We start from the raw sequence: 24,004 nt of genomic DNA, 5'->3' as shown, positions 1-24,004 counted from the left end.
GCAGGCTCATCCACCCCTGGGACGCCGCCCCGGACGACACCGAGGGGCGCGACCGGCTCGCCCGCCACGACGTCGGCCGGCTCGCCGTCAACGGCCTGCCCGGCGACCCGCCCTGGGTGCGGCCGACGGGCCGTGCCCGGAGGTGACGGAGGTCCGGGCTCGCACGGACGCCGGGGCCCTTTCACGGGTTCACACGGACGCCGGCTCCACACTCCCGCGCCGCCCGGCCGCCGTCCGCGCCTCCGCGAGGGCGAGCCCGGTGACGGCCGCGAGCAGCAGGACCGTGCCGAGCACGGTCGTCACCGTCAGCTCCTCGCCGAGCAGGGTGACGGCGAGGAGCGCGGCGCTGACCGGCTCCAGCAGCATGATCACGGAGACGGTGGCGGCCCGGACGACCGCGGCCCCGGCGAAGTACAGGGCGTAGGCGAGGGCCGTCGGGATCGCCGCCACGTAGAGCAGCAGGAGCAGCAGCCGGACGGCGTCCTCGGTGTGCGGCAGCAGCCCCTCGACGACCGCCAGGGGCAGCACGACGACCGCCGAGACGCCGAAGGTCCACGCGGTGCTGGCGAGCGAGCCGGCCGCGCCGCCGCCGGTGCGGCCGAGCCATCGGGTGAGCAGGGTGAGCGAGGCGAACCCGGCCGCGGAGAGCAGCGCGTGGCCGACGCCCGCGAGCCGGACCTCGGCTCCCCCGCCGCCCAGGACGAGGACGGCGAGCCCGGCGAGCGCGCCGGTGACGGCGGCGAGGCCGCCGAGGCCGAGCCGCTCGCCCATGGTGACGCGGGCGCCGACCGCGATGAGGACGGGTCCCGCGCCGAGGGTGACGACGGTGCCGACGGCGAGCCCGGTGGCCTCGACGGCGGCGAAGTAGGCGGTCTGGAAGACCGCGAGCCCGATTCCGGTGCCGACGATCCGGATCAGCCGGATCCGGCGGGACTCGACGGCGGGGGCGGCCGTGACACGGGCCCGCCCGCCCCGCAGCGACCGCAGCGCCGGGACGGCGAGCAGCAGCAGGAGGCCGCCGGCGCAGCGCCAGAAGGAGAGGGCCAGCGGCCCCATGTCGCTGTTCCGGAAGACGAGGGAGCCGGCGGCACCGGCGGTGCCCCAGGCGATGCCGGCGACGACGAGGTGGAGCAGGCTCCGCCCGACGGGACGGGCGGAGTGCGCGGAGGAGGACTCCGCGGCAGGGAAGGACTGCGTGTTCGACACGTGGTTTCTCCGTGAGGACGGTCCGTGCGGACGGACCGGGTGAAGGGTGGTCGCTCGCTCCGCGCGCGGGCGGCGACGGACCGCTCGGGGGCGTGATCGCCCGCCCGAGCCGGTCGTCGTCCTCGGAGAAGGTGCCGCGCGCGCTAGGCGGCGGGCGGCGGAAGCACGGTCGAATGCATGACCGGCACCCTATGCGGTGGTCCGACCGCCGGACAACTCGCCCTCGCGCCCGGCGTCCTGGGCTCCGTCCGGGCCGTCGGACCCGGCGACGGGCCCCTCCGACGCCGGCTTCGGCGCGGCGGACTGGGCGATGAGGGCGCCGGCGAGGACGAGCGCGCCGCCGGCGAGCTGCGGGGCCGCCAGGTGCTCGCCGAGCAGCACCCAGGCGAGGACGGTCGCGACGACCGCCTCCAGACAGGCGACGACACCGGCGACCTGCGGCGAGAGCCGGCGCACCGAGACGACTCCGGTGACGTACGCGAGGACGGTGGCGATCAGGACGATCCAGGCGAGCAGCAGCCAGGCCGGGACGGAGGTCCCGTCGAGATCGGCCCGCCCCGCCAGGACCCCGGTGTCCATCCCCCACGGGCGGGCGATCACGGTGAGCACCAGCGCCCCGACGAGCAGCCCGTACGCGATCACACCGAGCGGATCGGCCGGTTCGGCCTCGTCGGCGCCCTGGCCGGAGAGGACGAAGTAGCCGACCTGGCAGCAGGCGGCGGCGAGCGCGAGGAGCAGCCCGAGGAGGTCGAAGCTCAGGCCGGACCAGACCTGGACGACGCAGGCGAGACCGCCGACGGCGAGCACCACGCCCAGCGCGGCGGCGCGGGTGACCGGCCGCCGCTGGACGAAGCGGACCCAGCCGAGGACCAGCGCCGGGGCGAGGTACTCGACGAGGAGGGCGACGCCGACCGGGATCCGGGAGATCGAGGCGAAGTAGAAGGCTTGTACGCCGGCGACGGCGAGCAGGCCGAAGCCGACGAGCAGGCCGGGCTTGCGGCGCAGCAGGTCCCGGTGGCGCCAGGCCACGGGCAGCATGACGAGCGCGGCGCCGGCGACCCGGAGCCAGACGACGTGGAGCGGATCGAGGCCCGCCTCGATCAGCGGCTTGGCCGCCACTCCCGAACCACCGAATGCGAAGGCCGAGGCCAGGGCGAGTCCCAGGCCGGCGCTTCTCCCCTGAGACGCGTGCATCGGGCCATCATGACAGGACCCGGTCAGGTGCGTAACCCCCGTCGCACCTGTTGAGACGACGGGTCCGGAAAGCCCGCCCGCGGGCCGGAACTCAGCGCTCCGCGCCCTCCGGGAGGAACCCGGGCGGCAGCCCCTCCGCGTCGGGGAGGCCCGCGTCGTCCGGCCCGTGGAGGGAGGCGAGCGCGACGGCGCGGGCGCCGAGCGCGGGCGGGTCGATCCCGGCGTGCCGCAGCACCTCGCCGGCCCGGCTGCCGGGGTCGGCGGCGAGTCCGGCCAGCAGGTCGAGCCCGCTCGGCTGCTCCTCGCCGCGGGCGGCGGCGCGCCGCAGCGCCTCCTCCAGGGCGGCCGCGGCCGCCGGGGACCAGCGGGCGGTGCGGCGCAGCGTCCCTTCCCCGGCCCGGACGGCGGGCAGCGGCAGCGGGGCGCCGCCGCCCTCGCCGGACCGCTGCCAGCGGAGCCCGTATCCGATCGAACGCTGGACGAGGTAGCCGAGGACGCGCGCGACCCGGTGCTCGCCGTCGAAGGCGGCGCGGGTCTCGGGGTCGGACTCGACGAGGGCGTGCAGCAGGTGGGCGGTGTCCACCTGGCGGTCGCCGTCCCGCAGGGCGCGGCGGCGGGCGGCCCCCAGCACGGTGGCGAGGAGCGGCGCGGGCCCGGCGGGGGCCGGGGCCGGAGTGGGGCGCGACGGGACGGGAGGCTGCACCCTCCCACCTCACCAGCCGCGCCCGCGCCGGTCATCACACGGGAGAACCATGTCCGCGTCCCACCGGAGTCGTGCACATGCGCGCGACTCCTCCTCCTCGGGGAGGAGATCCGGACGATTTCCCGTACGGGGCGCGCGCCGCCTTGCCTCGCGCCCGGAAGGCAACCATGTGCCGCCGCCGGACGTCTTTCCTGTGTGTTCTGGATGGTGGGCCTGGCCGCACGTGACGGCCGGCAGTTCGTGTACCGGGTGTACGCACCCCGGGAGGCGCTGCCGGGCGATCTCTTCTGGGCCGCGTTCCACCGGCACGAGGAGGACGGCGGCCCGCGCGTCTCGGACGCCTTCGACGCGGCCGAGATCTGGTGGATCGGCGGCACGGGGCCGGCCGCCGCAGAACTGACGGTTCATCAGTATTGAATGTTCACGCCCCTCCGGCTACGTTCCGCGACACCAGAACCCAGCGGGCACGCGTGAAGGGGTGGTCGTCATGGCCGAAGTCAGCGCGGAGGCACGGATCGAGGCACCGGCCGGGAAGGTGTGGGAACGCCTCACCGACTTCGGTTCGTACGGGGAGTGGAACGCCACCCACACCAGCTTCCCGGACGGCGGCCCCGAGACCCTGGCGGCCGGATCCACGTTCACCGAGAACATGAAGCTCATGGGCTTCCCGGCCGAGGTGCTGTGGACCGTCGAGGAGCTGGAGGACGGCCGGACCCTCGCCATCCGCGGCAAGGGCCCGATGGGCGTGATCGTCGGCACCCGCTACTCGCTCGCCGACGAGGGCGGGGCGACGACGGTCCGCATCGACGGCGAGTTCACCGGCGCGGCGGTCTCGCTGATGGCCGGGAAGCTGAAGGACTCGGCGACGGCGGCGCTGAACGAGTCGCTGCGCAAGCTCTCCGGCCTGGTCGCCTGAGCGCACGGAGACGGGAAGGGCCCCTCGGCGGCGCGTGCCGCCGAGGGGCCCTCCGTCGTCCCGCCGAGGCTCAGTGCTCGTCGGCGAGGATGAGGTACAGCTTCTTCCGGGCCTCGTTGATGACCCCGACGGCCTTCTGCCGCTGCTCGGCGCTGCCGGTCTTCCAGACCTGCCCGAACGCCTCCATCAGACCGAAACCGGCCTGCCGGACCTCGTTCATCGCCTCCCAGTCGACCCCGCGGCCGGCCTCCTCCCAGGGGGCCTCGGCACCGGCCTCGGCCTCCTCGCGCCCGGCGTCGGTGAGCGAGAAGAGCTTTTTGCCGCCCTCGCTCGCGCTGACGATCAGCCCCTCGTCCTCCAGCATCTGGAGGGTCGGGTAGACCGAGCCGGGGCTGGGCTTCCAGGCCCCGCCGCTGCGCTCGCCGATCTCCTGGATCATCTCGTAGCCGTGCATCGGGCGGTCCTTGAGCAGCGCCAGGATCGAGGCGCGCACGTCGCCGCGCCGCGCCCTTCCCCGGCCGCCGCCCCGGCCGCGCCCGAAGGGGCCGCCGAAACCGGGCCCGCCGCCGAAACCGGGGCCGAAGGGCCCGAAGGCGGCACGCCGTCCCTCGAATTCGCCCCGCGGTCCGGGCCCGCACTGTCCGCGCCCGGCACCGTGGCCGGGACCGTGACCGAACTCGTGTCCGTGGTCGTGTCCATGTGAACGCATCGCAACGCTCCTTCCGTGAGATTCCATCGTTGAACTGTCGCGATGCTTCAACGATATATCGGAAGTGTTCGGCGAGCAAACGACCGACTGTCCGGGGCGGAGCGCTCCCGGTCCAGACATCCCGGATTGGCCTTGGTCCGCCCTCTCCCGCCGCCGGTACGGTCCCGGTCATGCGCATCCGAATCGTCGACGCCTTCACCGACCGGCCCTTCTCCGGCAACCCCGCCGGAGTCCTCCTCCTCGACTCCTTCCCGGACGACACCTGGCTCCAGAAGGTCGCCGCCGAGGTCAACCTCTCCGAGACCGCCTTCGCGCACCCGCTGCCGCCCGGCGGCGAGGCCGACTGGGCGCTGCGCTGGTTCACCCCCACCACCGAGGTCGACATGTGCGGCCACGCCACCCTGGCCACCGCCCACGTCCTGCACAGCACCGGGGCGGCGGCCGGACCCGTCCGCTTCGCCACCCGCTCGGGCGTGCTCGGCGCCGTCGCCGAGGCGGACGGCTCGATCACCATGGACTTCCCGACCGCCTCGCTCACCCCGGCCCCGGTCCCGGCGGGCCTGGCGGAGGCGCTGGGCGCCGAGATCCTCGCCGTCCACGACACCCCCGACCACATCGGCGACCTCGTGGTCGAGCTGCGCGACGAGGCCACCGTCCGCGCCCTCGCCCCCGACCTCACCGCCCTCGTGGCGCACTCCTCGCGCGGCGTGATCGCCACCGCGCTCGCCGCCGACCCGGGGAACGGCTACCACTTCGTCTCCCGCGGCTTCTTCCCCGCCGTCGGCATCGCCGAGGACCCGGTCACCGGCAGCGCCCACACCGCGCTCGCCCCGTACTGGTCCGCCCGCCTCGGCCGCGACGAGCTCACCGGCTTCCAGGGCGGCGCCCGCACCGGCCTGGTCCGCACCCGACTGCGCGGCGACCGGACCCTCCTGACCGGCCACGCGGTGACGGTCATCGACGGCGACCTGCACGCCTGAGGCCCCGGCACCCGACAGACCGGTACGACGGAGGGGGCGTACGGCACCGATGCCGTACGCCCCCTCCGGTCGCCCCGCTCACACGGTCGGCAGCCAGTCCACCTTCCCCGCGAGGAGCCCGTAGCCCACGAAGGCCACGATGTCGAGCAGCGCGTGCGCGACCACCAGCGGCCCCACCCGCCCCCACCGCCGGTACAGCAGCACGAAGACGACGCCCATCACCATGTTGCCGATGAAGCCGCCGACACCCTGGTACAGGTGGTACGACCCCCGCAGCACCGAGCTCGCCACCAGCGCGGCCATCGGCGACCAGCCCAACTGCCCCAGCCGGCGCAGCAGATAGCCGACGACGATGACCTCCTCCAGCACGGAGTTCTGGATCGCCGACAGGATCAGGACGGGGTACTTCCACCACACCTCGGGCAGCGACTCGGGCACCACCGTCAGGTTGAAGCCGGAGGCCCGCGCCGCCAGGTAGAAGGCGAGGCCGGCGCTGCCGATGCCGGCCGCCACCAGCGTCCCGCGCCCGAGGTCCGACCACGGCCGGGTCCGGTCGAAGCCGATGTCCCGCAGCCCCGACCCCTCCCGCAGGAGCAGGTGCGCCACGAGCACCACCGGCACCAGGGCCGTGGCGATCCCGAAGAGCTGCCAGGTGAGGTCGAGCCAGGGACGCCCGGGGGCGTACGACCCGTTGAGCGTCGCGGCCTGCTCCTTGAGCGAGCCGGGCCGGGTCAGCGAGCCGACGAAGCTGATCAGCGAGGAGACCGCGCTCGCCCCGAGCGAGAGCGCGAGCACGATGAGCGTCTCGGAGCGCAGCATCCGCCGCGAGAGACCGCCCGGGGGCGGGGCCGCGTCCACGACCCGTTGTTCCGACACCAGACCCGTCTCCCGTTCCCGTCGCGACCGCCCCGGGACCCGCCTCGGTCCCGCGTACGACGATCATGCGCGACGGCGCACCGGAAGCGCCATCCAGGGCCGCCCCCGCCTCCCCTCACGCCCCCTCGGCCCCCACCGGCCAGGTGTGCACCGGCTCGCCCTCCAGCATCAGCTCCCGGTACCGCCGGGTGGTCGCCGCCAGCGCCGCCTCCCGGTCGAGACCGGACTCCAGGGCCCGGTGGAAGGTGTCGGCCTGCCAGGACGCGCCGTTCACCCGGCGCCGGCAGCGCTGCTCGATGACGCCCAGGTAGAAGTCTCGGTCCGCCGGGTCGATGTGCCAGGCGTCCAGCCCCGCCGCGGCCAGCGGCAGCAGCTCGTCGAGCACGAGGCGTACGGCGGGCTGGGTGGCGATCCCGCCCGCGCGGCCCGGCCGGGGCCAGCGCAGCTCCGCCTCGATGCCGTACCGGCAGGCGGTGTCGAAGTTGGCCTCGGCGTCCTCGAAGGCCATCCGCTTCCACAGCGGGCGCGGGTCGTCGGCGAGGGAGCGGACGAGCCCGTAGTAGAAGGCGGCGTTGGCGAGGACGTCGGTGACCGTGGGGCCGGCGGGCAGCACCCGGTTCTCCACCCGCAGGTGCGGGACGCCGTCGACCCAGCCGTAGACCGGCCGGTTCCAGCGGTAGACGGTGCCGTTGTGCAGGACCAGCTCCTTGAGCTGCGGCACCCCGCCCTCGTCGAGGACGCGCAGCGGGTCCTCCTCGTCGCAGAGCGGCAGCAGCGAGGGGAAGTAGCGCACGTTCTCCTCGAAGAGGTCGTACGCCGAGTCCACCCACCGCTCGCCGAACCAGGTGCGCGGCCGCACCCCCTGGGACTGGAGCTCGGGCGGACGGGTGTCGGTCGCCTGCGTGAAGAGCGGCGGGCGGGACTCGCGCCACACCTCCCGGCCGAAGACGAAGGGCGAGTTGGCGCCGAGCGCTATCTGCACGCCGGCGACGGCCTGGGCCGCGTTCCAGACGGAGGCGAAGCGGGCCGGGGTGACCTGGAGGTGCAGCTGGACCGAGGTGCAGGCGGCCTCCGCGATGATCGACTCCGAGGTGTGCCGGAGCCGTTCGACGCCCTGGATGTCGAGGGTGATCTGCTCCCCCCGGGCGGTGAGGATCTGGTCGTTGAGCAGGGCGTAGCGGTCGGCGGAGGAAAGGTTCTCGAAGACGAGCTCACGCTGGGAGAGGGTCGGCAGAATGCCGATCATGACGACCCCGGCGTCGACTTCGGCCGCCTTGCGGTCGGCATATCCCAGCCCGGTTCTGAGCTCTTCCGCGAGCCGGTCGAAAACATGGCCGCCGAGTCGGCGCGGGGCGATGTTGACTTCCAGGTTGAACATTCCGAGTTCGGTCTGGAAATCCGTGCTCGCGATCTTTTCGAGGACGGCGTCGTTGAGCATCCGCGGGAGTCCGTCGGAGCCGGCGAGATTGAGTTCGATCTCGACGCCCATGAGGTTCCGCGGGCGGTCGAAGCGCTGCTCCGCGAGGAGCCGGGCGAGCCCCGCCAGACACTGCTGGAGCTTGCGCCGGTAGCGCTGTCGGTCGGCCGGGCCGAACCCGTCCGTCGCGACCTTCTCCCCCATCGAGGCGTCCCTCCCGCGCGGGCGGCCCCGGGCGGGCCGCGCGTACGGACGATGATGCCCACGCCACTGATCGACAACGCCTGCTTTTCAGGCCGCTCCGTGGATAGTCTGGTACGCACCTGTCGCCGCACGCCTCTCCGACTCCGGAAGGGCCGACGACATATACCACTGTCATATCGGTCCGCCGGAGCGTTCGGCCGGACTTTCGGAATTCAGACGTCCGGCTTGCCGGGGAATGCGAGGACGGAGATCCTGTCCTCGCTCCGAATCAGCACCGCAGCCCGCCGCATACGACCTGATGACGCCTTGTCAGGAATATCGGCGGCGTCTAGCGGAAACAATCTGTGAACACGCGTCGTATAAACTCCGCGGACGAGACGGAGCGCCGGCGACGGCCATGACCCATGGCCCCCCGCTCCGCCCCCGCCGCCGACAGCGCCGTCGAACCCGACCCCGCAGCGCGAACCCGTATCCCCGTGTCTCCTGAGCGAGAGGCGACCCACACGATGCTCCGACCCTCCCCGGCTCCCGCGCCGGCCCTCCGCAGTGTCCTCGCGGCACTCGGCTCGCCCACGGCCGTACGCGAGGCCCGCACCCCGGCCCTGCGGGCCGCGCCGGGACCGCTGAGTCCCGAAGTCCCGCTGCCCGTCCACGTGCTGAGGATCTCCGAGGGACCGGGGCAGGCGCCCGGCACCCGGCTCGTCGGCTGGCGTTTCCTGATCCGGAGCGGGGACCGGGCGATCGCGGCCGCGGACACCATGCTCACCCCGGACGGCTGGTCCTTCTCGCACTTCTTCGAGGGGCCGTACGTCGCCGCCACGGAGCGGGCCCTGGTCCAGGCCGAGGCACTGCCAGGCACGTACCAGCCGCGGCTGCTCTCGGTGCCGGAGCTGTACATGCTGACGCTGTGGCTGCACGCCGAGCCGGACCCGGACGGCACGGAGCCGGACGCGGCCGCCGACGACGTCCTGGTGCCGCTCGCCCCGGCACCCCCCGGCATCGCCGCCAACCGCCCCTACCGGGTGGCCGATCTGCTGCCCGTGCTCAGTACGCGACTCGCGCCGCCGCCGCTGCTCGGCTCCGCGGCGCCCGCCTGATCCGCTCCGCCCGCACCGCCCCGTGACCCGCCCGGGTCACGGGGCGCACTGCTGTCCGTAACCCGCGTCCGAACGGCCTCTCCGAACACCCCTCCCGTACGGACTAGCCCGCTCGGGCCACCCCGAACCACCCGAAAAGGCGGGGGTGTTGACCTGAACCGCCCCTGCGGGTGATGCGTCTTCCCAGGAGCGGACGAGCTGACGCGAAATACCTGCGGAAGGGCGTCCGTGCGGCAAGACTGGGACCGGAACCGAACCGACCGACGGGGGCGGCCATGAGCGCGAAGAGCCGCAGGACATCCACCACGACGCAGCGAAAGAACCCACCCATGTGCCAGCACCAGCCTGCCTGTCCCACCGCCGACTCCGCCGACCGTGAGGCCGCCCGCCCGGTGGCCTGCCATCCGGAGCAGGGGTGGAGCCTGCTGTGCAACGGCGTCCTGCTCTTCGAGGACACCGGCGAACTGCTGCCGGACGGGCAGATCATCGCTCCGCACCGGCCGCTGACGACGGGCCGGGTGACGACGGCGGCCTGAGACACCGCGGGCGCAGCACCGAGGGCCGGCCCGGAGGAGACTCCGGACCGGCCCTCGGTCATGCCCGCGGTCAGTGGTCGTACTCGTCCAGCGGCGGGCAGGAGCAGACCAGGTTCCGGTCGCCGAAGGCGCCGTCGATGCGGCGGACCGGCGGCCAGTACTTGTCGGCGGCCGAGACGCCGGCGGGGAAGACCGCCACGTCGCGGTCGTAGGCGTGGGCCCACTCGCCGCCGAGCGCGGCCGCGGTGTGCGGGGCGTTGCGCAGCGGGTTGTCCTCGGCGGGCCACTCGCCGGAGCCGACCTTCTCGATCTCGGCGCGGATCGCGATCATCGTGTCGCAGAAGCGGTCCAGCTCGGCCAGGTCCTCGGACTCGGTCGGCTCGATCATCAGCGTGCCGGCGACCGGGAAGGACATGGTCGGCGCGTGGAAGCCGTAGTCGATCAGACGCTTGGCGATGTCGTCGACGGTGACGCCGGTCGCCTTGGTCAGCGGACGCAGGTCGACGATGCACTCGTGGGCGACGAGGCCGGCGGGGCCGGTGTAGAGCACCGGGTAGTGCGGCTCCAGGCGCTTGGCGATGTAGTTCGCCGCGAGGACGGCGACCTGGGTGGCGCGCTTGAGGCCCTCGCCGCCCATCAGGCGGACGTACGTCCAGGAGATGGGCAGGATGCCGGCGGAGCCCCAGGGGGCGGCCGAGATCGGGCCGACGCCGGTCTCCGGGCCCGCGGTGGGCTGGAGCGGGTGGTTCGGCAGGTACGGGGCGAGGTGGGCGCGGACGCCGACCGGGCCGACGCCGGGGCCGCCGCCGCCGTGCGGGATGCAGAAGGTCTTGTGCAGGTTGAGGTGCGAGACGTCGCCGCCGAAGTGGCCCGGCTTGGCGAGGCCGACCAGCGCGTTGAGGTTGGCGCCGTCGACGTACACCTGGCCGCCGGCCTCGTGGACCTCGGCGCAGATGTCGGCGACGTGCTCCTCGAAGACGCCGTGCGTCGACGGGTAGGTGATCATGAGCACGGAGAGCTCGTCGCGGTGCTGCGCGATCTTGGCGCGCAGGTCCTCGACGTCGACCTCGCCGTCCTCGGCGGTCTTCACGACGACGACCTTCATGCCGGCCATCACGGCGGAGGCGGCGTTGGTGCCGTGCGCGGAGGACGGGATGAGGCAGACGGTGCGCTGCTCGTCGCCGTTGGCGCGGTGGTAGGCGCGGACCGCGAGGAGACCGGCCAGCTCGCCCTGCGAACCGGCGTTGGGCTGGATCGAGACCTTGTCGTAGCCGGTGACCTCGGCCAGGCGCTCCTCCAGCTCGGTGATGAGCGTGACGTAGCCCTGGGCCTGCTCGATCGGCGCGAAGGGGTGGATCTGGCCGAACTCGGGCCAGGTCACCGGCTCCATCTCGGTGGTCGCGTTCAGCTTCATGGTGCAGGAGCCGAGCGGGATCATGCCGCGGTCGAGCGCGTAGTCGCGGTCCGCGAGGCGGTGCAGGTAGCGCAGCATGGCGGTCTCGGAGCGGTGCGCGTGGAAGACCGGGTGGGTGAGGTACGCGTCGGAGCGCAGCTGCGCTGCCGGCAGGGCGTCCTCGGTGGCGGCGTCGAGGGCCTCGACGTCACCGGTGACCCCGAAGGCGCCCCAGACGGCGGTGAGCTGCTCGCGGCCGGTGGTCTCGTCGCAGGAGACGGAGACGTGGTCGGCGTCGACCCGGTACAGGTTGACACCGGCCTCGCGCGCGGCGGCGACGACGGCGTCGGCACGGCCGGGCACCCGGGCGGTGATCGTGTCGAAGAAGGCGCCCTGGGTGAGCTCGACGCCCCCGGCGGTCAGACCGGCGGCGAGGATCGCGGCGTACCGGTGGGTGCGCTGCGCGATCTGCTTCAGGCCGTCGGGGCCGTGGTAGACGGCGTACATGCCGGCCATGACGGCGAGGAGCACCTGGGCGGTGCAGATGTTGCTGGTGGCCTTCTCGCGGCGGATGTGCTGCTCGCGGGTCTGCAGGGCGAGGCGGTACGCCTTGTTGCCGTCGGCGTCGACGGAGACGCCGACCAGGCGGCCGGGCAGCGAGCGGGCGTGCTTGTCCTGGACCGCCATGTAGCCGGCGTGCGGGCCGCCGAAGCCCATCGGCACGCCGAAGCGCTGGGTGGTGCCGACGGCGATGTCGGCGCCGAGCGAGCCGGGCGACGCGAGCAGGGTGAGCGCGAGCAGGTCGGCGGCGACGGTGACGATCGCGCCGAGCTCGTGGGCGGCGTCGATCAGCGGCTTGATGTCGCGGACCGCGCCGGAGGCGCCCGGGTACTGCAGGAGCACGCCGAAGACGCCGCGCTCGGCGATCTCGGCCGGGATGCCGTCGGAGAGGTCGGCGACGACGACCTCGACCCCGGTCGGTTCGGCGCGGGTCTGGATGACGGCGATCGTCTGCGGGAGGGCGTCGGCGTCGACGAGGAAGACGCCGTTCTTCACCTTGCCGACCCGACGGGCGAGCGACATGGCCTCGGCGGCGGCGGTGCCCTCGTCGAGGAGGGAGGCGCCGGAGGTCGGCAGCCCGGTGAGGTCCGCGACCATCGTCTGGAAGTTGAGCAGCGCCTCCAGGCGGCCCTGCGAGATCTCCGGCTGGTACGGCGTGTACGCCGTGTACCAGGCCGGGTTCTCCATGACGTTGCGGAGGATGACCGGCGGCGTGAAGGTGCCGTAGTAGCCGAGGCCGATCATCGGGGCGAGGACCTGGTTGCGGCCGGCGAGCGCGCGCAGCTCGGCGAGGACCTCGGCCTCGGTGCGGGCGCCGGGCAGGTCCAGCGCCTCGGCGTTCTTGATGACGTCCGGCACCGCGGCGGCCGTCAGCTCGTCGAGCGAGCCGTACCCGACCTGGGCGAGCATCTTGGCCCGCGCCTCGGCGTCGGGTCCGATGTGCCGCTGCTCGAAGGGGATTCCCTGCTCGAGCTCGGAGAGCGGAGTGCGGTTGGCGGTCATGATGCGGGGGCCTCCTGGTCGTCACGACCTGCGAGGGGCACCACGGCGTGGGTGCCCGGACGGCCTCCCCCTCTGTCATCTCAACCTGAGAGCTTCACCGGCACGCCCGAGGCACGCCGGCTTTCACCGTCGGTGAGAGCGGGGGCCGTCGGACTCCCGCCCTGCTTTCCAGAGTGACCTCGCCCGCGCGGTACCGGGTGCCTGAGAGATTCCGGGGAGGATTTGCTCCTTCGGCGCCCCCGGAAACCTTCTCCGGAGGACTCTCCCGCACGGTGTCGACAGCCACAGCCAGCCTACCAGCGCCGTTGTCGCTCCCATCGCTCAAGTGGCCGACATCCCAGTTGTGCACTTTCGTAGGGGTGTAGAGCAGCTGCGACCAGTTGGAGGGACCGTGCAGACCGACATCGATCCGCGCAGCCTGATCGGCCGCAAGGCGTTCGACCGGAACGGACACAAGATCGGAACCGTGGACGAGGTGTACCTGGACGACGCGACCGGCATCCCCGAGTGGGCGGCCGTCCGCACCGGCCTGTTCAGCCGGGACGCCTTCGTCCCGCTGGAGCCGAGCGAGCTGGCCGACGACGGCCTCCACATCCCCTTCGAGCGCTCCCTCATCAAGGACGCCCCGGACTTCGGCGTCGGCCGTCACCTCTCCCCCGAGCAGGAGCTGCAGCTCTACCGCCACTACGAGCTGACGCTCCCGCCCCCGCCCGCGCAGATCCCGGACTTCGGCCGGCTCGCGGGCCAGGACGACGCCGCCTAGCCCGGAGCTGTCCGGGCGGGCTCACTCACCCGGGCGGACGACCGGGGCGGCCCGCTCCGCCCCCGTCACCCCGCCGGGCACCAGCGGCAGCGGATCGGCCGGCTCCAGGTCGGGATCGTCCACCGGGAAGGTGCGCACCCGCCCCGGAGCCGTGCCGCCGGGCTCCTCGAAGCGGACGGTGACCCGCCCGAGCCCGCTCCCCTGCACCCAGCCCGCCCCGAGGACCGCGTGCCGCACGTCGTGACCCGGCGCCCACCGCCGTACCGCGGTCTCGGTGGCGGTCGGCGGCGCGGCGGGCACCTCGGGCGGCGCGGCCCCCTCCACGGACTCCGCCGCACGGTCTCCTGCGGCGTCCTCCGAGGCTTCCGCCTGGGCGAACAGGTCCTCCTGCGTGTAGTCGGCGAGCCCGCTCACCCCGACCCCGAGCAGCCGCACCCCGCCCGTCGTGTCCACGAGCTCGAGCAGCCGCTCCGCGGCCTCCCGCACCACCAGCGGATCGTCCGTCGGCCCCCGCAGCGTCTCGGACCGGGTCAGTGTCGAGAAGTCGTACCGGCGCACCTTGAGCACGATCGTCCGCCCCGAGTGCCCCGAGCCCCGCAGCCGCGCCACACACCGCTCCGCCAGCCGCTCCACCTCCAGCCGGATCCGCAGCCGGTCGTGCAGGTCGACGTCGAAGGTGTCCTCCACGGAGACCGACTTGGCGTCCCGCTCGGCCACCACCGGCCGGTCGTCGTGCCCCAGCGCCATCCGGTACAGCCCGGCCCCGTGCGACCGCCCCAGGATCCGTACGAGCTCGTCCTCGCCCGCCTCCACCACGTCGGCGACCGTCGTGATCCCCGCCCGCCGCAGATGGTCCCCGGTGGCCGGCCCCACCCCGGGAATGATCCGCACCGACCGGGGCGCCAGGAGCGCCCGCTCCGTGCCCGGCTCGAAGAGCACCAGCCCGTCCGGCTTCGCCTCCTCCGAGGCGATCTTGGCGAGCATCTTGGACCCGGCGAGCCCCACGGAACCGGTCAGCCCGGTCGTCGCCAGGATCTCGGCCCGCAGCCGCTCCCCCACGGCCCGGGCGCTCGCGCTGTCGTCGGCGAGCCCGCCGGCCTCCAGGTCCACGAACGCCTCGTCCAGGCTGAGCGGCTCCACCAGCGGCGACAGCCGCCCCAGCAGCTCCATGACCTGGCCGCTGATCGCCCGGTAGAAGGCGAACCGCGGCACCAGGTACGCGGCGTGGGGCGCCAGCCGCCGCGCCTGCCCCATCGGCATCGCCGAGTGCACCCCGAAGCGCCGCGCCTCGTACGAGGCGGTGGCGACCACGCCCCGCGGCCCGAGCCCGCCCACCACGACCGGCTTGCCGCGCAGGCTCGGCTTCGACGCCTGCTCGGCGGCGGCGAAGAAGGCATCCATGTCCAGATGCAGGATCGTGGGGGCGGCTCTCACGTCTCCGATGCTGCCTCACGCCACTGACAATCGCCGGAACGGGCGGGCCGCCCGCCCCGGCCGGGAGGAACCCTCAGACGGCCCGGTCGCGCCGGCGGCGCGCCAGCTCGTCCTGGGGGTTGTGCCGGACCAGCGTCTCTCCGGTGTCGACCCGCTCCCCGTGCAGCTGCGAGAGCGCCGACTCGACGTCCCGCCAGACGACCCCCACGGCGATGCCGAAGACGCCCTGACCGCCCTGGAGCAGCGAGACGACCTCGTCGGGCGAGGAGCACTCGTAGACCGTCGCGCCGTCGCTCATCAGTGTCATCCGCTCCAGATCGCGGAAACCGCGGGCGCGCAGGTGCTGCACGGCGGCCCGGATGTTCTGGAGGGCGACGCCCGTGTCGAGGAACCGCTTGACGATCTTCAGGACGACGACGTCCCGGAAGCTGTAGAGCCGCTGCGTGCCGGAACCGTACGCGGGCCGCACGCTCGGCTCGACGAGCCCGGTGCGCGCCCAGTAGTCCAGCTGGCGGTAGGTGATGCCGGCGGCCGCGCAGGCCGTGGGACCGCGGTAGCCGATCGCCTCGTCCGCCACCCCGGCGCCGGTCTCCGTGCCGAAGTCGCCCACACTGCCGTGAAGCGGATACGGAGCGCTCTCCTCGGACACACGTCCGAGTGAGCTCCCTGCCGTACCGTCCGCGCTGCTCATCACGCCGACCCTCCGTCCTTGACCTGCCCACTCGAAGGTAGGCAGTCGCCAGGGGTGCGTCAACGATCGCCACACTCGGCACGCCGAGTGATAATCACCCGGAGAGTGGTTTCACCCGCCCCCATCGGGGAAAGGCTACTCGAATGCGCCGACGGCGCCGCTCGAACGCCCCTTCACACCCCGGCCGGTCCGGCGCCGGGAAACCTCCCCGCCACCGGCCCTCGGGGCCCCGGGTCACTGACTCCCGAAGTCCTCGGGCGAGATCTGGTCGAGGAACTCGCGGAACTTCTCCACCTCGTCCTCCTGCTCGTCGGGGATCGCGATGCCGGCGTCGTCGAGGACACCGTCGCTGCCGAAGATCGGCGAACCGGTCCGCAGGGCCAGGGCTATCGCGTCGGACGGCCGCGCGCTCACCTCCACACCGCTGGCGAAGACCAGCTCGGCGTAGAAGACCCCGTCCCGCAGATCCGTGATGCGGACCTGGGTGAGCTCCTGGCCCACGGCCTCCAGCACGTCCTTGAACAGGTCGTGCGTCAGCGGCCTGGGCGGCGCCATGCCCTGCTGGGCGAAGGCGATCGCGGTCGCCTCGCCGGGTCCGATCCAGATGGGAAGGTACCGGTCGCCTCCCACTTCGCGCAGGAGCACGATCGGCTGGTTGGAGGGCATTTCCACCCGGACACCCACAACGTCGAGCTCGTTCACACAGCAACCCTAGGACGTGCCCGACCGGTTTGGATAGTCGGGCCCCCGCTCAGCGCCCCCGCGCCCCGGCGACGGACCCCTCCGGGAAGGTCACTGGAGGCGGATGCCGAGCGCCGTCTGCACCAGCGCGGCGTGCAGCCGCACCGACAGCTGTGCCAGCTCGGCGGCGGTCTCCTCGGCATGCGCCCTGGTCTGCGGGTTGCGGTGGCGGCGCAGCGGCGCCACGACCTGCTCGATCAGCCCGGCCTCCCGGTCCGCCGACGCCTTCACGGCCCGCAGATGCCGCGGTTCGAGCCCGAACCGCCCGAGATCGGCGACGATCCGCGCCACGTTCACGCTCTCCGCGTCGTAGCCGCCGCCGTCGCTCTCGCCGATCAGGCCGTACGACTCCCACTCCGCCAGCTCGACCTCGGTGACCCCGGCCGCCGCGACCAGCTCGGCCCGGCCGAGCCGCACCACGGCCGGCCGCTCACCGGCCTCCTCGACCGAGGGGCCGTCGAGCAGGCCGTCCAGCAGGTCACGGCGCCGTCCGGGCGCCGGGAGCCGCACCTGCTCGCCGCGGGCGAGGGCGTCGAGGTGCTCCCGGATGACCTTCAGCGGAAGGTAGTGGTCCCGCTGCATCCGCAGGACGGCGGCGAGCCGCTCCACGTCCTGCGGACTGAACTTCCGGTATCCGGAGGCCGTACGCCGGGGCTCGACGAGCCCCTCGGCCTCCAGGAAGCGGATCTTGGAGATCGTCACTTCGGGAAACTCGTCCCGCAGCTGGTTCAGCACGGTGCCGATACTCACCAGCCGGTCACCCGCGGTGGCGGTGCCGGAGCCGGCACCGCCCGTCGGTGTTCGCACCATGGACCTTTCCTGAAGGATCTCCGCCAGGCGTGTCAGACGCCTCGCTGGCTCGCGTAGAAGACCAGCCGGTACTTGCCGATCTGCACCTCGTCGCCGTTGTTGAGCACCACGTCGGAGTCGATCGGCTCGCGGTTGAGGTAGGTGCCGTTGAGGCTGCCCACGTCGGCGACGGTGAAGCTGCCGTCCTGGCGCCGGCGGAACTCCACGTGCCGCCGGGAGACCGTGAAGTCGTCCAGGAAGATGTCGCTCTGCGGGTGCCGGCCGGCCGTCGTCAGCTCGCCGTCCAGGAGGAAGCGGCTGCCCGAGTTCGGACCGCGGCGCACCACCAGCAGCGCGGAGCCCGGCGGCAGCGCCTCGACGGCCGCGAGGGCCTCGGGGGACAGCGCCGGCATCGCGATCTGACCGGTGGTCTCCGCGTCGTACGCCTCAAGACCCGAGATCGAGATCGTCGACGTCGTCTCGGAGGGACGCTCGGCGGCGATCCCGCCCCGCAGCGGCGTACCGCAGTGGGAGCAGAACCGGCTGTCCGCCGTATTGCGGTGACCGCACCTCGTACACACCGGCATGGACGCGTCCTCCTGCCGCGGCTGCCCCGCGGAGGTCTGGGTCGCGTACGGATCGGGGGTAAACCCTCCACCCGTACTTGAGGTTGATGGTTCACCGAAACCTATGCGCGCGGCACCGGCGGGGTCAACAGACGACGCGCCCGGCGCGCCCGGAATGTCGCCACCGACCTCGTCACGGAAGAGCGGGCGCTCGCCGCCCTGCTCCTCGCTCTGGGCATGGCGCGGCGCGCGGTGCCTGGCGTTGCCGCCGTCCTCGCGTGCGCTCTTGCCGAACAACTTCGCAAACAACTTCACGGGCGATTCCCCTTGACCGAAACAGACCCGCCCGTGGGGCAGGACGAACCGAGATCCATCACACCTGCCGACCCGGACACCTTCACAACGTCCGCATCCTCCGGACAGTTTCCACCACGCACCACCGTTGTGGTGCGCCGACCCCCCGCAACGCTCCAGCCCATGTCGCGGGACCCCTCGCCCCCTCTCACTGGGAGGACGACCGAGCGTAGTCAGGCCGCTTCGCGGGTCGCAAGGCGTCGACGACGATCTTCGCCGACCGCTCCACCGTGGCTGTGGCCTGCTCCTTCTCGAGGGTCTGCACGACTCCACCGGGGATGTTGAGCGCGGGCTCGAGATCCTCGGGCTTGCCGATGACCTTGAAGACGTACGGAGCGGTCACCTGCGTTCCATCGATCCGCATGTCGTCACCGCCACCGGTGAAATAGCTGTCCGCGACGACCCGCACCCCGTCGACCTGGATCGCCTCGGCACCGGCCGCCCGCAGTTCCTGGATGGCGTCGAGCAGCATGTCCGACTCGACCGCGCCGACCGGGTCGGTCACCGTCAGCGTGATGCCCGGCCCCTCGGCGGCCACCGTCCCGGCCAGGATCCCGAGCTGCCGCTCCTTCTCCTGCGTCTGCCGACGGGCCTCCTCGGCCTGGTCCGAGCTGGTCACCAGCTCCGACCGCTGCTTCTCCAGCCGGGCCTTCTCGTCCTCCAGCCGCTGGGTCCGGTCGTCGAGCTCGTCGAGGATCCGTACGAGGTCCTCCTGCCGGGCGCCGCGCAGGGCACTGCCCTCGCTGGTCGAGGAGACCTGGATCGCGAGACCGAATCCCAGGCAGGCCAGCAGCAGGGCCACCACGAGCTGGGCCCGCGTCACGCGCGGCGGCCACAGGGCGTCCGCCAGGCGTCGGCGCCCGTCCTGGGCGCCTCCGGCTCCGGCCCCGGCCTCCGAGGAGGGCAGAACCCCCTCGGGAGCGCTCTCACCACCCTCCGCGGGCCGCGCCGGCCCCGGCTCCGCACCGGCCACGGGCTCGGCCGCCGCACGCGGCTCGCCCGCCTCCGGCACCTTCCGCGTCTCCGGCACCTTCCGCGTCTCCGGCGTCTCCGCCGCCTTCGGCTCCTCGCCGCCCGGCTCCGGCTGCTCGTTCGGGTTCACACTCATCGGCCTCACGCCCGGAAGACATGGCGGCGGATCGCGGCCGCGTTGGAGAAGATCCGGATGCCGAGCACGACGACGACACCGGTGGAGAGCTGCGCGCCGACGCCGAGCTTGTCGCCGAGGAAGACGATCAGCGCGGCCACGACCACGTTGGAGAGGAAGGAGACGACGAAGACCTTGTCGACGAAGATCCCGTCGAGCATGGCCCGCAGGCCGCCGAAGACCGCGTCGAGGGCGGCGACCACGGCGATCGGGAGATAGGGCTCGACGACCGCCGGGATCTCGGGCCGGACCAGCAGTCCCGCCACGACTCCGACGATCAGGCCCAGTACGGCGATCACGATGTTGCCTTCCCCTTGTCGGCCGTGGCGCCGCCGGACGGCTTCGCCGCCCCGGCCCCCCTCGGCTCAGCTGTACGTACGATCAGGCTCGGCGCGGCCGGCAGGCTCAGCTCGCCCTCGGTCGAGATGCTGCTGCGGATCCCGAAGTTCTCCACCAGCGCGTGCAGGTACTGCCCGTCCGCGCTGTCCTGGAAGGCGGTGCTCAGCCGCTGCCCGTCCCCGACGGCGAGGACGGTGTACGGCGGCACCAGCGGCCGGTTGTCGACGAGTATGGCGTCACCGGCGGCCCGGATCGCCGAGAGCGAGGTCAGCCGCTGGCCGTTGATCGACACGGCCTCCGCGCCCGACTCCCACAGCCCGTTGATCACCCGCTGCATGTCACGGTCGCGGACCCGCCCGGTGTCGGAGAAGCCGGCGCTCTCCCGCGGCCCGCCGCCCCCGCTGTCGGAGCCCTTGGCGTCGTCGACAACGAGCTTCACGCCAGGCCCGCGCACGGGGGTGGCGCCGGAGAGCAGCGCGACCAGTTCCGCCTGGTCGCCGCCGTGCTGTTCGAGCGCCGCCCGCTGCCGTTCGCCGACCTCCGCGCGGATCCGCTCGACGTCCCGCTCCAGGTCGTCGGCCGCCCGGGTGTCGCCCTCGATCCGGTCGATGAGCTCCTGCCGCTCCTTGGCGACGACGGGGGCCGAGACCCGGGCCTCGGCGGCGCCGACGGTCACCACGGCGGCGGCGAGCACCAGTCCGGCCGCGAGGCCGAGCTTGGCCCGCAGCGGCTTGGGCAGCGCGCCGCCCTCGGCCCGGCGCCGGGCGGTCGCCTCCGCGTACCCGTCGTCCAGCGCGTGGTCGATGACGTTGTTCAGCAGCGACATCGACGCGTCCGGGCGCGGGGGCGGAGAACCGGTGCTCCGAACGGGGGGCTGCTGCGACATGCCGCACATCGTCGCACGTCGTACGCCGTACCGCCGAATGGCCCCGGGAAGGCCGGGCGGCTCGCTACCGCCGCCGCCCGGCCTCCGCCCGCTCCCGGGCTAGCGACCCGCGCTCTCGACCACCTGCGCCCACTCGTCGAGCAGCGCCTGCGCGGAGGTGTCGTCGGGCCCCTCGGCCCACAGATGGGTGACGGCCTCGGCGGGGTCCGGCAGCACCATCACCCACCGCCCGTCGGCCTCCACGACCCGCACGCCGTCGGTGGTGTCCACCGACCGGCCGCCGGCCGCCTCGACCACCCGCCGCATCACGAGTCCCTTCACCGCCCACGGCGTCGCGAGGTCCCGCTTGATGACGTGCGCCCGCGGGATCCGGGCGTCGATCTGGCTCAGCGTGAGCTGGGTCCGCGCCACCAGCCCGATGAGCCGCACGAAGGCCGCGGCCCCGTCGAAGACACTGCTGAACTCGGGCACGATGAACCCGCCGCGTCCGTCCCCGCCGAAGATGGTCGACTCCTGCCGGCCGACCCTGGTGAGGTCGTCGGGCGAGGTGGTCGTCCACTCGACCTGGGTGCCGTGGTACGCGGCCACCTGCTCGGCGATCCGGGTCGTGGTGACCGGCAGCGCGACCCGCCCGGACCGGCGCTCGGCCGCCACCAGGTCGAGCATCACCAGCAGCGCCCGGTCGTCCTCGATGATCCGGCCCCGCTCGTCGACGAGCGACAGCCGTTCGCCCACCGGGTCGAACCGCACTCCGAAGGCGGCCCGCGCCGACGCCACGATCTCCCCGAGCCGGACGAGCCCGGCCCGCCGCCGCTCGACGGACTCGGTCGGCCGCGACTCGTCGAGTCCCGGATTGATGGTCAGCGAGTCCACCTGGAGCCGCCCCAGCAGGCTCGGCAGCACGAGCCCCGCGCTCCCGTTGGACGCGTCCACGACCACCTTGAGTCCGGCTTCCGCGATCCCGCTGGTGTCGACGTTCCGCAGCAGGGAGCCGGTGTACGAGTCGAAGACGCTGGCCGGGAAGGACAGGTCGCCGATCTCGCCGGGGAAGGCCCGCCGGTACTCCTGCCTGGCGTACACCCGGTCCAGCTTCCGCTGCCGGGCCTGCGACAGGTCGGCGCCCCGCTCGTCGAAGAACATGATGTCGACCGAGTCCGGCACCCCGGGAGAGGTACGCACCATGATCCCGCCGGCGCTGCCCCGCGCGGTCTGCTGCCGGGCCACGGGCAGCGGCACGTTCTCCAGGTCCCGCACGTCGATGGCGCTGGCCTGGAGCGCGGAGATCACCGCCCGCTTGAGGGCGCGCGCGCCGCGCGAGTGGTCACGGGCGGTGGTGACCGTGGCGCCCTTCTTCAGCGTCGTCGCGTACGCCCCCGCAAGCCGGACGGCCAGCTCGGGCGTGATCTCCACGTTGAGGATCCCGGACACCCCGCGCGCCCCGAAGAGGTGGGCCTGTCCGCGGGACTCCCAGATCACGGAGGTGTTGACGAAGGCGCCTGCCTCGATGGTCTTGAACGGGTAGACCCGGACGTTGCCCTGCACGATCGACTCCTCGCCGATCATGCACTCGTCGCCGATGACGGCCCCGTCCTCGATCCGGGCCGCCCGCATGACGTCGGTGTTCTTGCCGATGACACAGCCGCGGAGGTTGCTGTGCTGCCCGATGTACACGTTGTCGTGGACGACCGCCTTGTGCAGGAAGGCGCCGGTCTTCACGACCACGTTGGAGCCGATGACGGTGTGCTCGCGGATCTCGGCGCGGGCCTCCACCTTGGCGTAGTCCCCGATGTACAGGGGGCCGCGCAGCACCGCGTCGGGGTGGACTTCGGCGCCTTCGGCGACCCAGACGCCGGGCGAGATCTCGAAGCCGTCGATGTCGACCTGGACCTTGCCCTCCAGCACGTCGGCCTGCGCCTTGACGTAGCTCTCGTGGGTGCCGACGTCCTCCCAGTAGCCTTCGGCGACATAGCCGTAGATCGGCTTGCCCTCCTTCATCAGCCGCGGGAAGACATCACCGGACCAGTCGACCGGAACATCGGCCTCGACGTAGTCGAAGACCTCGGGTTCCATGACGTAGATGCCGGTGTTCACGGTGTCCGAGAAGACCTGTCCCCAGGTCGGCTTCTCCAGAAAGCGCTCGACCTTTCCTTCCTCGTCGACGATCGTGATGCCGAATTCCAGCGGATTCGGCACCCGGGTCAGACAGACCGTGACGAGGGCGCCCTTCTCCTTGTGGAAACGGATCAGATCGGTGAGGTCGAAATCGGTGAGGGCGTCCCCCGAGATCACGAGAAAGGCGTCGTCCTTCAACGCTTCCTCGGCGTTCTTCACACTGCCCGCTGTGCCGAGAGGCTTCTCCTCGTTGGCGTACGTGAGCTCCATTCCGAGCTCCTCGCCGTCGCCGAAGTAGTTCCGGACGAGCGACGCGAGGAACTGGACGGTGACGACGGTCTCGTTGAGACCGTGCCTCTTGAGCAGTCGCAAGACGTGCTCCATGATCGGCCGGTTCACCACCGGCAGCAGAGGCTTGGGCATGCTCGAGGTCATGGGGCGAAGTCGGGTTCCTTCGCCACCGGCCATCACGACGGCCTTCATGTCGGAAGCGTCCTCCTTGAAGAGACGACGGTCCTGCCGACCAGCCCTGTCCGTTCACTCGCCCTCGGACGTCCTCGTTCGTGCCGGCGACGCTGCTCGGCACGGGACGGACGGGCTCAATCGGCCTCGGTATCCGCCTTCACGAGTCGGCGGACCTGGACCACGTAGAGGATCCCTGCCCACCAATACAGAGTTGTACCCCATCCGGCGAAAGCCCATCCGAAAACTTCAGCGAGTGACGCCAGCCAGCCGGTTCCGTCACTGAGAAGCAGCAACGGGAACGCGTACATCAGGTTGAAAGTCGCAGCTTTCCCGAGGAAGTTCACCTGCGGCGGGGGGTAGCCGTGCCGGCGCAGGATTCCCACCATGACCAGCAGCATGAGTTCCCGGGCCAGAAGCACGACGGTGAGCCACAGTGGCAGGATCTCGCGCCAGGTGAGCCCCACCAGGGTGGAGAGGATGTACAGCCGGTCGGCGGCCGGGTCGAGCAGCCGGCCGAGGCTGCTGATCTGGTTCCACTTCCGGGCGAGCTTGCCGTCGAGGTAGTCGCTGACACCGCTGAGCATCAGCACGACCAGGGCCCACACATCACTGTTGGGCCCGCCGAACTCCGGCCGGAGGATGAGCCACAGGAACAGCGGCACGCCGAGAAGTCGCGCCATGCTGAGAATGTTGGGGATGGTGAGGACCCGGTCCGTCTGGACCTCGGTCTCCTGGACCTCCACCCGGGGGCCTCCTGCTCGGAACCGTACTGACATTGACCCCTGACCTTACCTCCCGCCTCCGCCGGCTCCGGCCACCGGGTCCTCCGGAACGCAGAAAAGCCCCGCACCAGAAGGTGCGGGGCTTTCCCACAATGATTGTTCGGCGGCGTCCTACTCTCCCACAGGGTCCCCCCTGCAGTA

Annotated in this window: 23 protein-coding genes and 1 riboswitch; of the genes, 6 read left to right on the top strand and 17 right to left on the bottom strand. The window is 72.5% G+C overall.

Going from position 1 to position 24,004, the window contains the following annotated elements; genetic code table 11:
- Window positions 1–189: 189 nt before the first annotated feature.
- The 3 genes from IF73_RS0128920 to IF73_RS0128910 all read right to left on the bottom strand — a co-directional run bounded on the left by IF73_RS0128920 (window position 190) and on the right by IF73_RS0128910 (window position 3,103).
- The gene (locus IF73_RS0128920) at window positions 190–1,206 is read right to left on the bottom strand and encodes a DMT family transporter (RefSeq protein ID WP_031013268.1); all 1,017 of its coding nucleotides are present in this window, start codon (window positions 1,204–1,206) and stop codon (window positions 190–192) included.
- A gap of 189 nt (window positions 1,207–1,395) precedes the next feature.
- Window positions 1,396–2,400 (bottom strand): EamA family transporter, encoded by a 1,005-nt coding sequence (locus tag IF73_RS0128915; RefSeq protein ID WP_031013267.1) that lies wholly within the window; start codon window positions 2,398–2,400, stop codon window positions 1,396–1,398.
- 91 nt (window positions 2,401–2,491) lie between these two features.
- Entirely contained in the window at window positions 2,492–3,103 is a 612-nt protein-coding gene (locus IF73_RS0128910) for a Clp protease N-terminal domain-containing protein (protein WP_063833491.1), read from the bottom strand.
- 195 nt (window positions 3,104–3,298) lie between these two features.
- On the opposite strand from IF73_RS0128910, the gene IF73_RS0128905 reads away from it, so the two are divergent.
- Together IF73_RS0128905 and IF73_RS0128900 are read left to right on the top strand one after the other, a co-directional pair.
- Window positions 3,299–3,520 carry a hypothetical protein gene (locus IF73_RS0128905; RefSeq protein ID WP_030492445.1) on the top strand — a complete coding sequence of 74 codons (222 nt, stop codon included), beginning with the start codon at window positions 3,299–3,301 and terminating at the stop codon, window positions 3,518–3,520.
- A gap of 70 nt (window positions 3,521–3,590) precedes the next feature.
- Complete coding sequence (locus IF73_RS0128900) at window positions 3,591–4,019, top strand: SRPBCC family protein (protein ID WP_031013264.1); 429 nt, start codon at window positions 3,591–3,593, stop codon at window positions 4,017–4,019.
- 70 nt (window positions 4,020–4,089) lie between these two features.
- Here IF73_RS0128900 and IF73_RS0128895 read toward each other — a convergent pair whose 3' ends face one another.
- Window positions 4,090–4,728 (bottom strand): PadR family transcriptional regulator, encoded by a 639-nt coding sequence (locus IF73_RS0128895; protein ID WP_031013262.1) that lies wholly within the window; start codon window positions 4,726–4,728, stop codon window positions 4,090–4,092.
- A 170-nt stretch (window positions 4,729–4,898) separates the two neighbouring features.
- Here IF73_RS0128895 and IF73_RS0128890 point away from each other — a divergent pair, with 170 nt between their 5' ends.
- Window positions 4,899–5,708, top strand: a complete 810-nt coding sequence (locus tag IF73_RS0128890) for a PhzF family phenazine biosynthesis protein (protein WP_031013261.1) — start codon at window positions 4,899–4,901, stop codon at window positions 5,706–5,708.
- Window positions 5,709–5,786: 78 nt separating this feature from the next.
- On the opposite strand, the gene IF73_RS0128885 is transcribed toward IF73_RS0128890, so the two are convergent.
- Window positions 5,787–6,527 (bottom strand): CPBP family intramembrane glutamic endopeptidase, encoded by a 741-nt coding sequence (locus IF73_RS0128885; protein WP_107049354.1) that lies wholly within the window; start codon window positions 6,525–6,527, stop codon window positions 5,787–5,789.
- A 172-nt stretch (window positions 6,528–6,699) separates the two neighbouring features.
- Complete coding sequence (locus tag IF73_RS0128880; RefSeq protein WP_031013258.1) at window positions 6,700–8,205, bottom strand: glutamate-cysteine ligase family protein; 1,506 nt, start codon at window positions 8,203–8,205, stop codon at window positions 6,700–6,702.
- A gap of 506 nt (window positions 8,206–8,711) precedes the next feature.
- Here IF73_RS0128880 and IF73_RS0128875 point away from each other — a divergent pair.
- Window positions 8,712–9,302 carry a hypothetical protein gene (locus IF73_RS0128875; RefSeq protein WP_031013256.1) on the top strand — a complete coding sequence of 197 codons (591 nt, stop codon included), beginning with the start codon at window positions 8,712–8,714 and terminating at the stop codon, window positions 9,300–9,302.
- A 329-nt stretch (window positions 9,303–9,631) separates the two neighbouring features.
- Complete coding sequence (locus IF73_RS0128870) at window positions 9,632–9,838, top strand: DUF5999 family protein (protein WP_030492452.1); 207 nt, start codon at window positions 9,632–9,634, stop codon at window positions 9,836–9,838.
- Window positions 9,839–9,908: 70 nt separating this feature from the next.
- Here IF73_RS0128870 and gcvP read toward each other — a convergent pair whose 3' ends face one another.
- Window positions 9,909–12,794: an aminomethyl-transferring glycine dehydrogenase gene (gcvP, locus tag IF73_RS0128865; RefSeq protein ID WP_031013255.1), complete on the bottom strand. Its 2,886-nt coding sequence runs from the start codon at window positions 12,792–12,794 to the stop codon at window positions 9,909–9,911.
- A 178-nt stretch (window positions 12,795–12,972) separates the two neighbouring features.
- Window positions 12,973–13,072, bottom strand: a riboswitch (glycine riboswitch).
- 113 nt (window positions 13,073–13,185) lie between these two features.
- Here gcvP and IF73_RS0128860 point away from each other — a divergent pair.
- A complete protein-coding gene (locus tag IF73_RS0128860; protein ID WP_031013252.1) occupies window positions 13,186–13,557 on the top strand; it encodes a PRC-barrel domain-containing protein in 372 nt (123 codons plus the stop codon).
- A 21-nt stretch (window positions 13,558–13,578) separates the two neighbouring features.
- Here the strand turns inward: IF73_RS0128860 and IF73_RS0128855 are convergent, their stop codons facing one another.
- The 10 genes from IF73_RS0128855 to IF73_RS0128810 form a co-directional block, all read right to left on the bottom strand.
- Window positions 13,579–14,991 carry a DNA polymerase IV gene (locus IF73_RS0128855; RefSeq protein WP_078868303.1) on the bottom strand — a complete coding sequence of 471 codons (1,413 nt, stop codon included), beginning with the start codon at window positions 14,989–14,991 and terminating at the stop codon, window positions 13,579–13,581.
- Between the two features lie 73 nt (window positions 14,992–15,064).
- Window positions 15,065–15,682 carry a MerR family transcriptional regulator gene (locus IF73_RS0128850; RefSeq protein ID WP_199806737.1) on the bottom strand — a complete coding sequence of 206 codons (618 nt, stop codon included), beginning with the start codon at window positions 15,680–15,682 and terminating at the stop codon, window positions 15,065–15,067.
- A gap of 234 nt (window positions 15,683–15,916) precedes the next feature.
- The gene (locus IF73_RS0128845) at window positions 15,917–16,384 is read right to left on the bottom strand and encodes a bifunctional nuclease family protein (RefSeq protein ID WP_030492457.1); all 468 of its coding nucleotides are present in this window, start codon (window positions 16,382–16,384) and stop codon (window positions 15,917–15,919) included.
- A 90-nt stretch (window positions 16,385–16,474) separates the two neighbouring features.
- Window positions 16,475–17,233 (bottom strand): MerR family transcriptional regulator, encoded by a 759-nt coding sequence (locus tag IF73_RS0128840; protein ID WP_031013246.1) that lies wholly within the window; start codon window positions 17,231–17,233, stop codon window positions 16,475–16,477.
- A 32-nt stretch (window positions 17,234–17,265) separates the two neighbouring features.
- Entirely contained in the window at window positions 17,266–18,201 is a 936-nt protein-coding gene (locus IF73_RS39150; RefSeq protein WP_078868306.1) for an FHA domain-containing protein, read from the bottom strand.
- Window positions 18,202–18,280: 79 nt separating this feature from the next.
- Window positions 18,281–19,240: a DUF881 domain-containing protein gene (locus tag IF73_RS0128830; RefSeq protein ID WP_234338369.1), complete on the bottom strand. Its 960-nt coding sequence runs from the start codon at window positions 19,238–19,240 to the stop codon at window positions 18,281–18,283.
- Between the two features lie 5 nt (window positions 19,241–19,245).
- On the bottom strand, window positions 19,246–19,578 hold the full coding sequence (locus tag IF73_RS0128825; RefSeq protein ID WP_030492461.1) for a small basic family protein: 333 nt from the start codon (window positions 19,576–19,578) through the stop codon (window positions 19,246–19,248).
- On the bottom strand, window positions 19,575–20,504 hold the full coding sequence (locus tag IF73_RS0128820) for a DUF881 domain-containing protein (RefSeq protein ID WP_037880807.1): 930 nt from the start codon (window positions 20,502–20,504) through the stop codon (window positions 19,575–19,577). The genes IF73_RS0128825 and IF73_RS0128820 overlap by 4 nt, the downstream gene beginning before the upstream one ends.
- Window positions 20,505–20,603: 99 nt before the next feature.
- On the bottom strand, window positions 20,604–23,099 hold the full coding sequence (locus IF73_RS0128815; protein ID WP_031013238.1) for a mannose-1-phosphate guanyltransferase: 2,496 nt from the start codon (window positions 23,097–23,099) through the stop codon (window positions 20,604–20,606).
- Between the two features lie 116 nt (window positions 23,100–23,215).
- Window positions 23,216–23,824: a CDP-alcohol phosphatidyltransferase family protein gene (locus tag IF73_RS0128810; RefSeq protein WP_031013236.1), complete on the bottom strand. Its 609-nt coding sequence runs from the start codon at window positions 23,822–23,824 to the stop codon at window positions 23,216–23,218.
- Between the last annotated feature and the right edge of the window lie 180 nt (window positions 23,825–24,004).

The organism is Streptomyces sp. NRRL F-5727 (genome assembly GCF_000719555.1).
Taxonomy (GTDB): domain Bacteria; phylum Actinomycetota; class Actinomycetes; order Streptomycetales; family Streptomycetaceae; genus Streptomyces.
The sequence above is the reverse complement of the archived record's forward strand: the minus strand, read 5'-3'. Positions and strand labels throughout refer to the sequence as shown.

Bases quoted from the DNA above. Each gene is read 5' to 3' on its own strand.
- IF73_RS0128915 (WP_031013267.1), bottom strand. From the start codon at position 2,400: ATGCACGCGTCTCAGGGGAGAAGCGCCGGCCTGGGACTCGCCCTGGCC.
- IF73_RS0128900 (WP_031013264.1), top strand. From the start codon at position 3,591: ATGGCCGAAGTCAGCGCGGAGGCACGGATCGAGGCACCGGCCGGGAAG.
- IF73_RS0128895 (WP_031013262.1), bottom strand. From the start codon at position 4,728: ATGCGTTCACATGGACACGACCACGGACACGAGTTCGGTCACGGTCCC.
- IF73_RS0128890 (WP_031013261.1), top strand. From the start codon at position 4,899: ATGCGCATCCGAATCGTCGACGCCTTCACCGACCGGCCCTTCTCCGGC.
- IF73_RS0128885 (WP_107049354.1), bottom strand. From the start codon at position 6,527: ATGCTGCGCTCCGAGACGCTCATCGTGCTCGCGCTCTCGCTCGGGGCG.
- IF73_RS0128880 (WP_031013258.1), bottom strand. From the start codon at position 8,205: ATGGGGGAGAAGGTCGCGACGGACGGGTTCGGCCCGGCCGACCGACAG.
- IF73_RS0128875 (WP_031013256.1), top strand. From the start codon at position 8,712: ATGCTCCGACCCTCCCCGGCTCCCGCGCCGGCCCTCCGCAGTGTCCTC.
- IF73_RS0128870 (WP_030492452.1), top strand. From the start codon at position 9,632: ATGTGCCAGCACCAGCCTGCCTGTCCCACCGCCGACTCCGCCGACCGT.
- gcvP (WP_031013255.1), bottom strand. From the start codon at position 12,794: ATGACCGCCAACCGCACTCCGCTCTCCGAGCTCGAGCAGGGAATCCCC.
- IF73_RS0128850 (WP_199806737.1), bottom strand. From the start codon at position 15,682: ATGAGCAGCGCGGACGGTACGGCAGGGAGCTCACTCGGACGTGTGTCC.
- IF73_RS0128840 (WP_031013246.1), bottom strand. From the start codon at position 17,233: ATGGTGCGAACACCGACGGGCGGTGCCGGCTCCGGCACCGCCACCGCG.
- IF73_RS0128830 (WP_234338369.1), bottom strand. From the start codon at position 19,240: ATGAGTGTGAACCCGAACGAGCAGCCGGAGCCGGGCGGCGAGGAGCCG.
- IF73_RS0128820 (WP_037880807.1), bottom strand. From the start codon at position 20,504: ATGTCGCAGCAGCCCCCCGTTCGGAGCACCGGTTCTCCGCCCCCGCGC.
- IF73_RS0128815 (WP_031013238.1), bottom strand. From the start codon at position 23,099: ATGAAGGCCGTCGTGATGGCCGGTGGCGAAGGAACCCGACTTCGCCCC.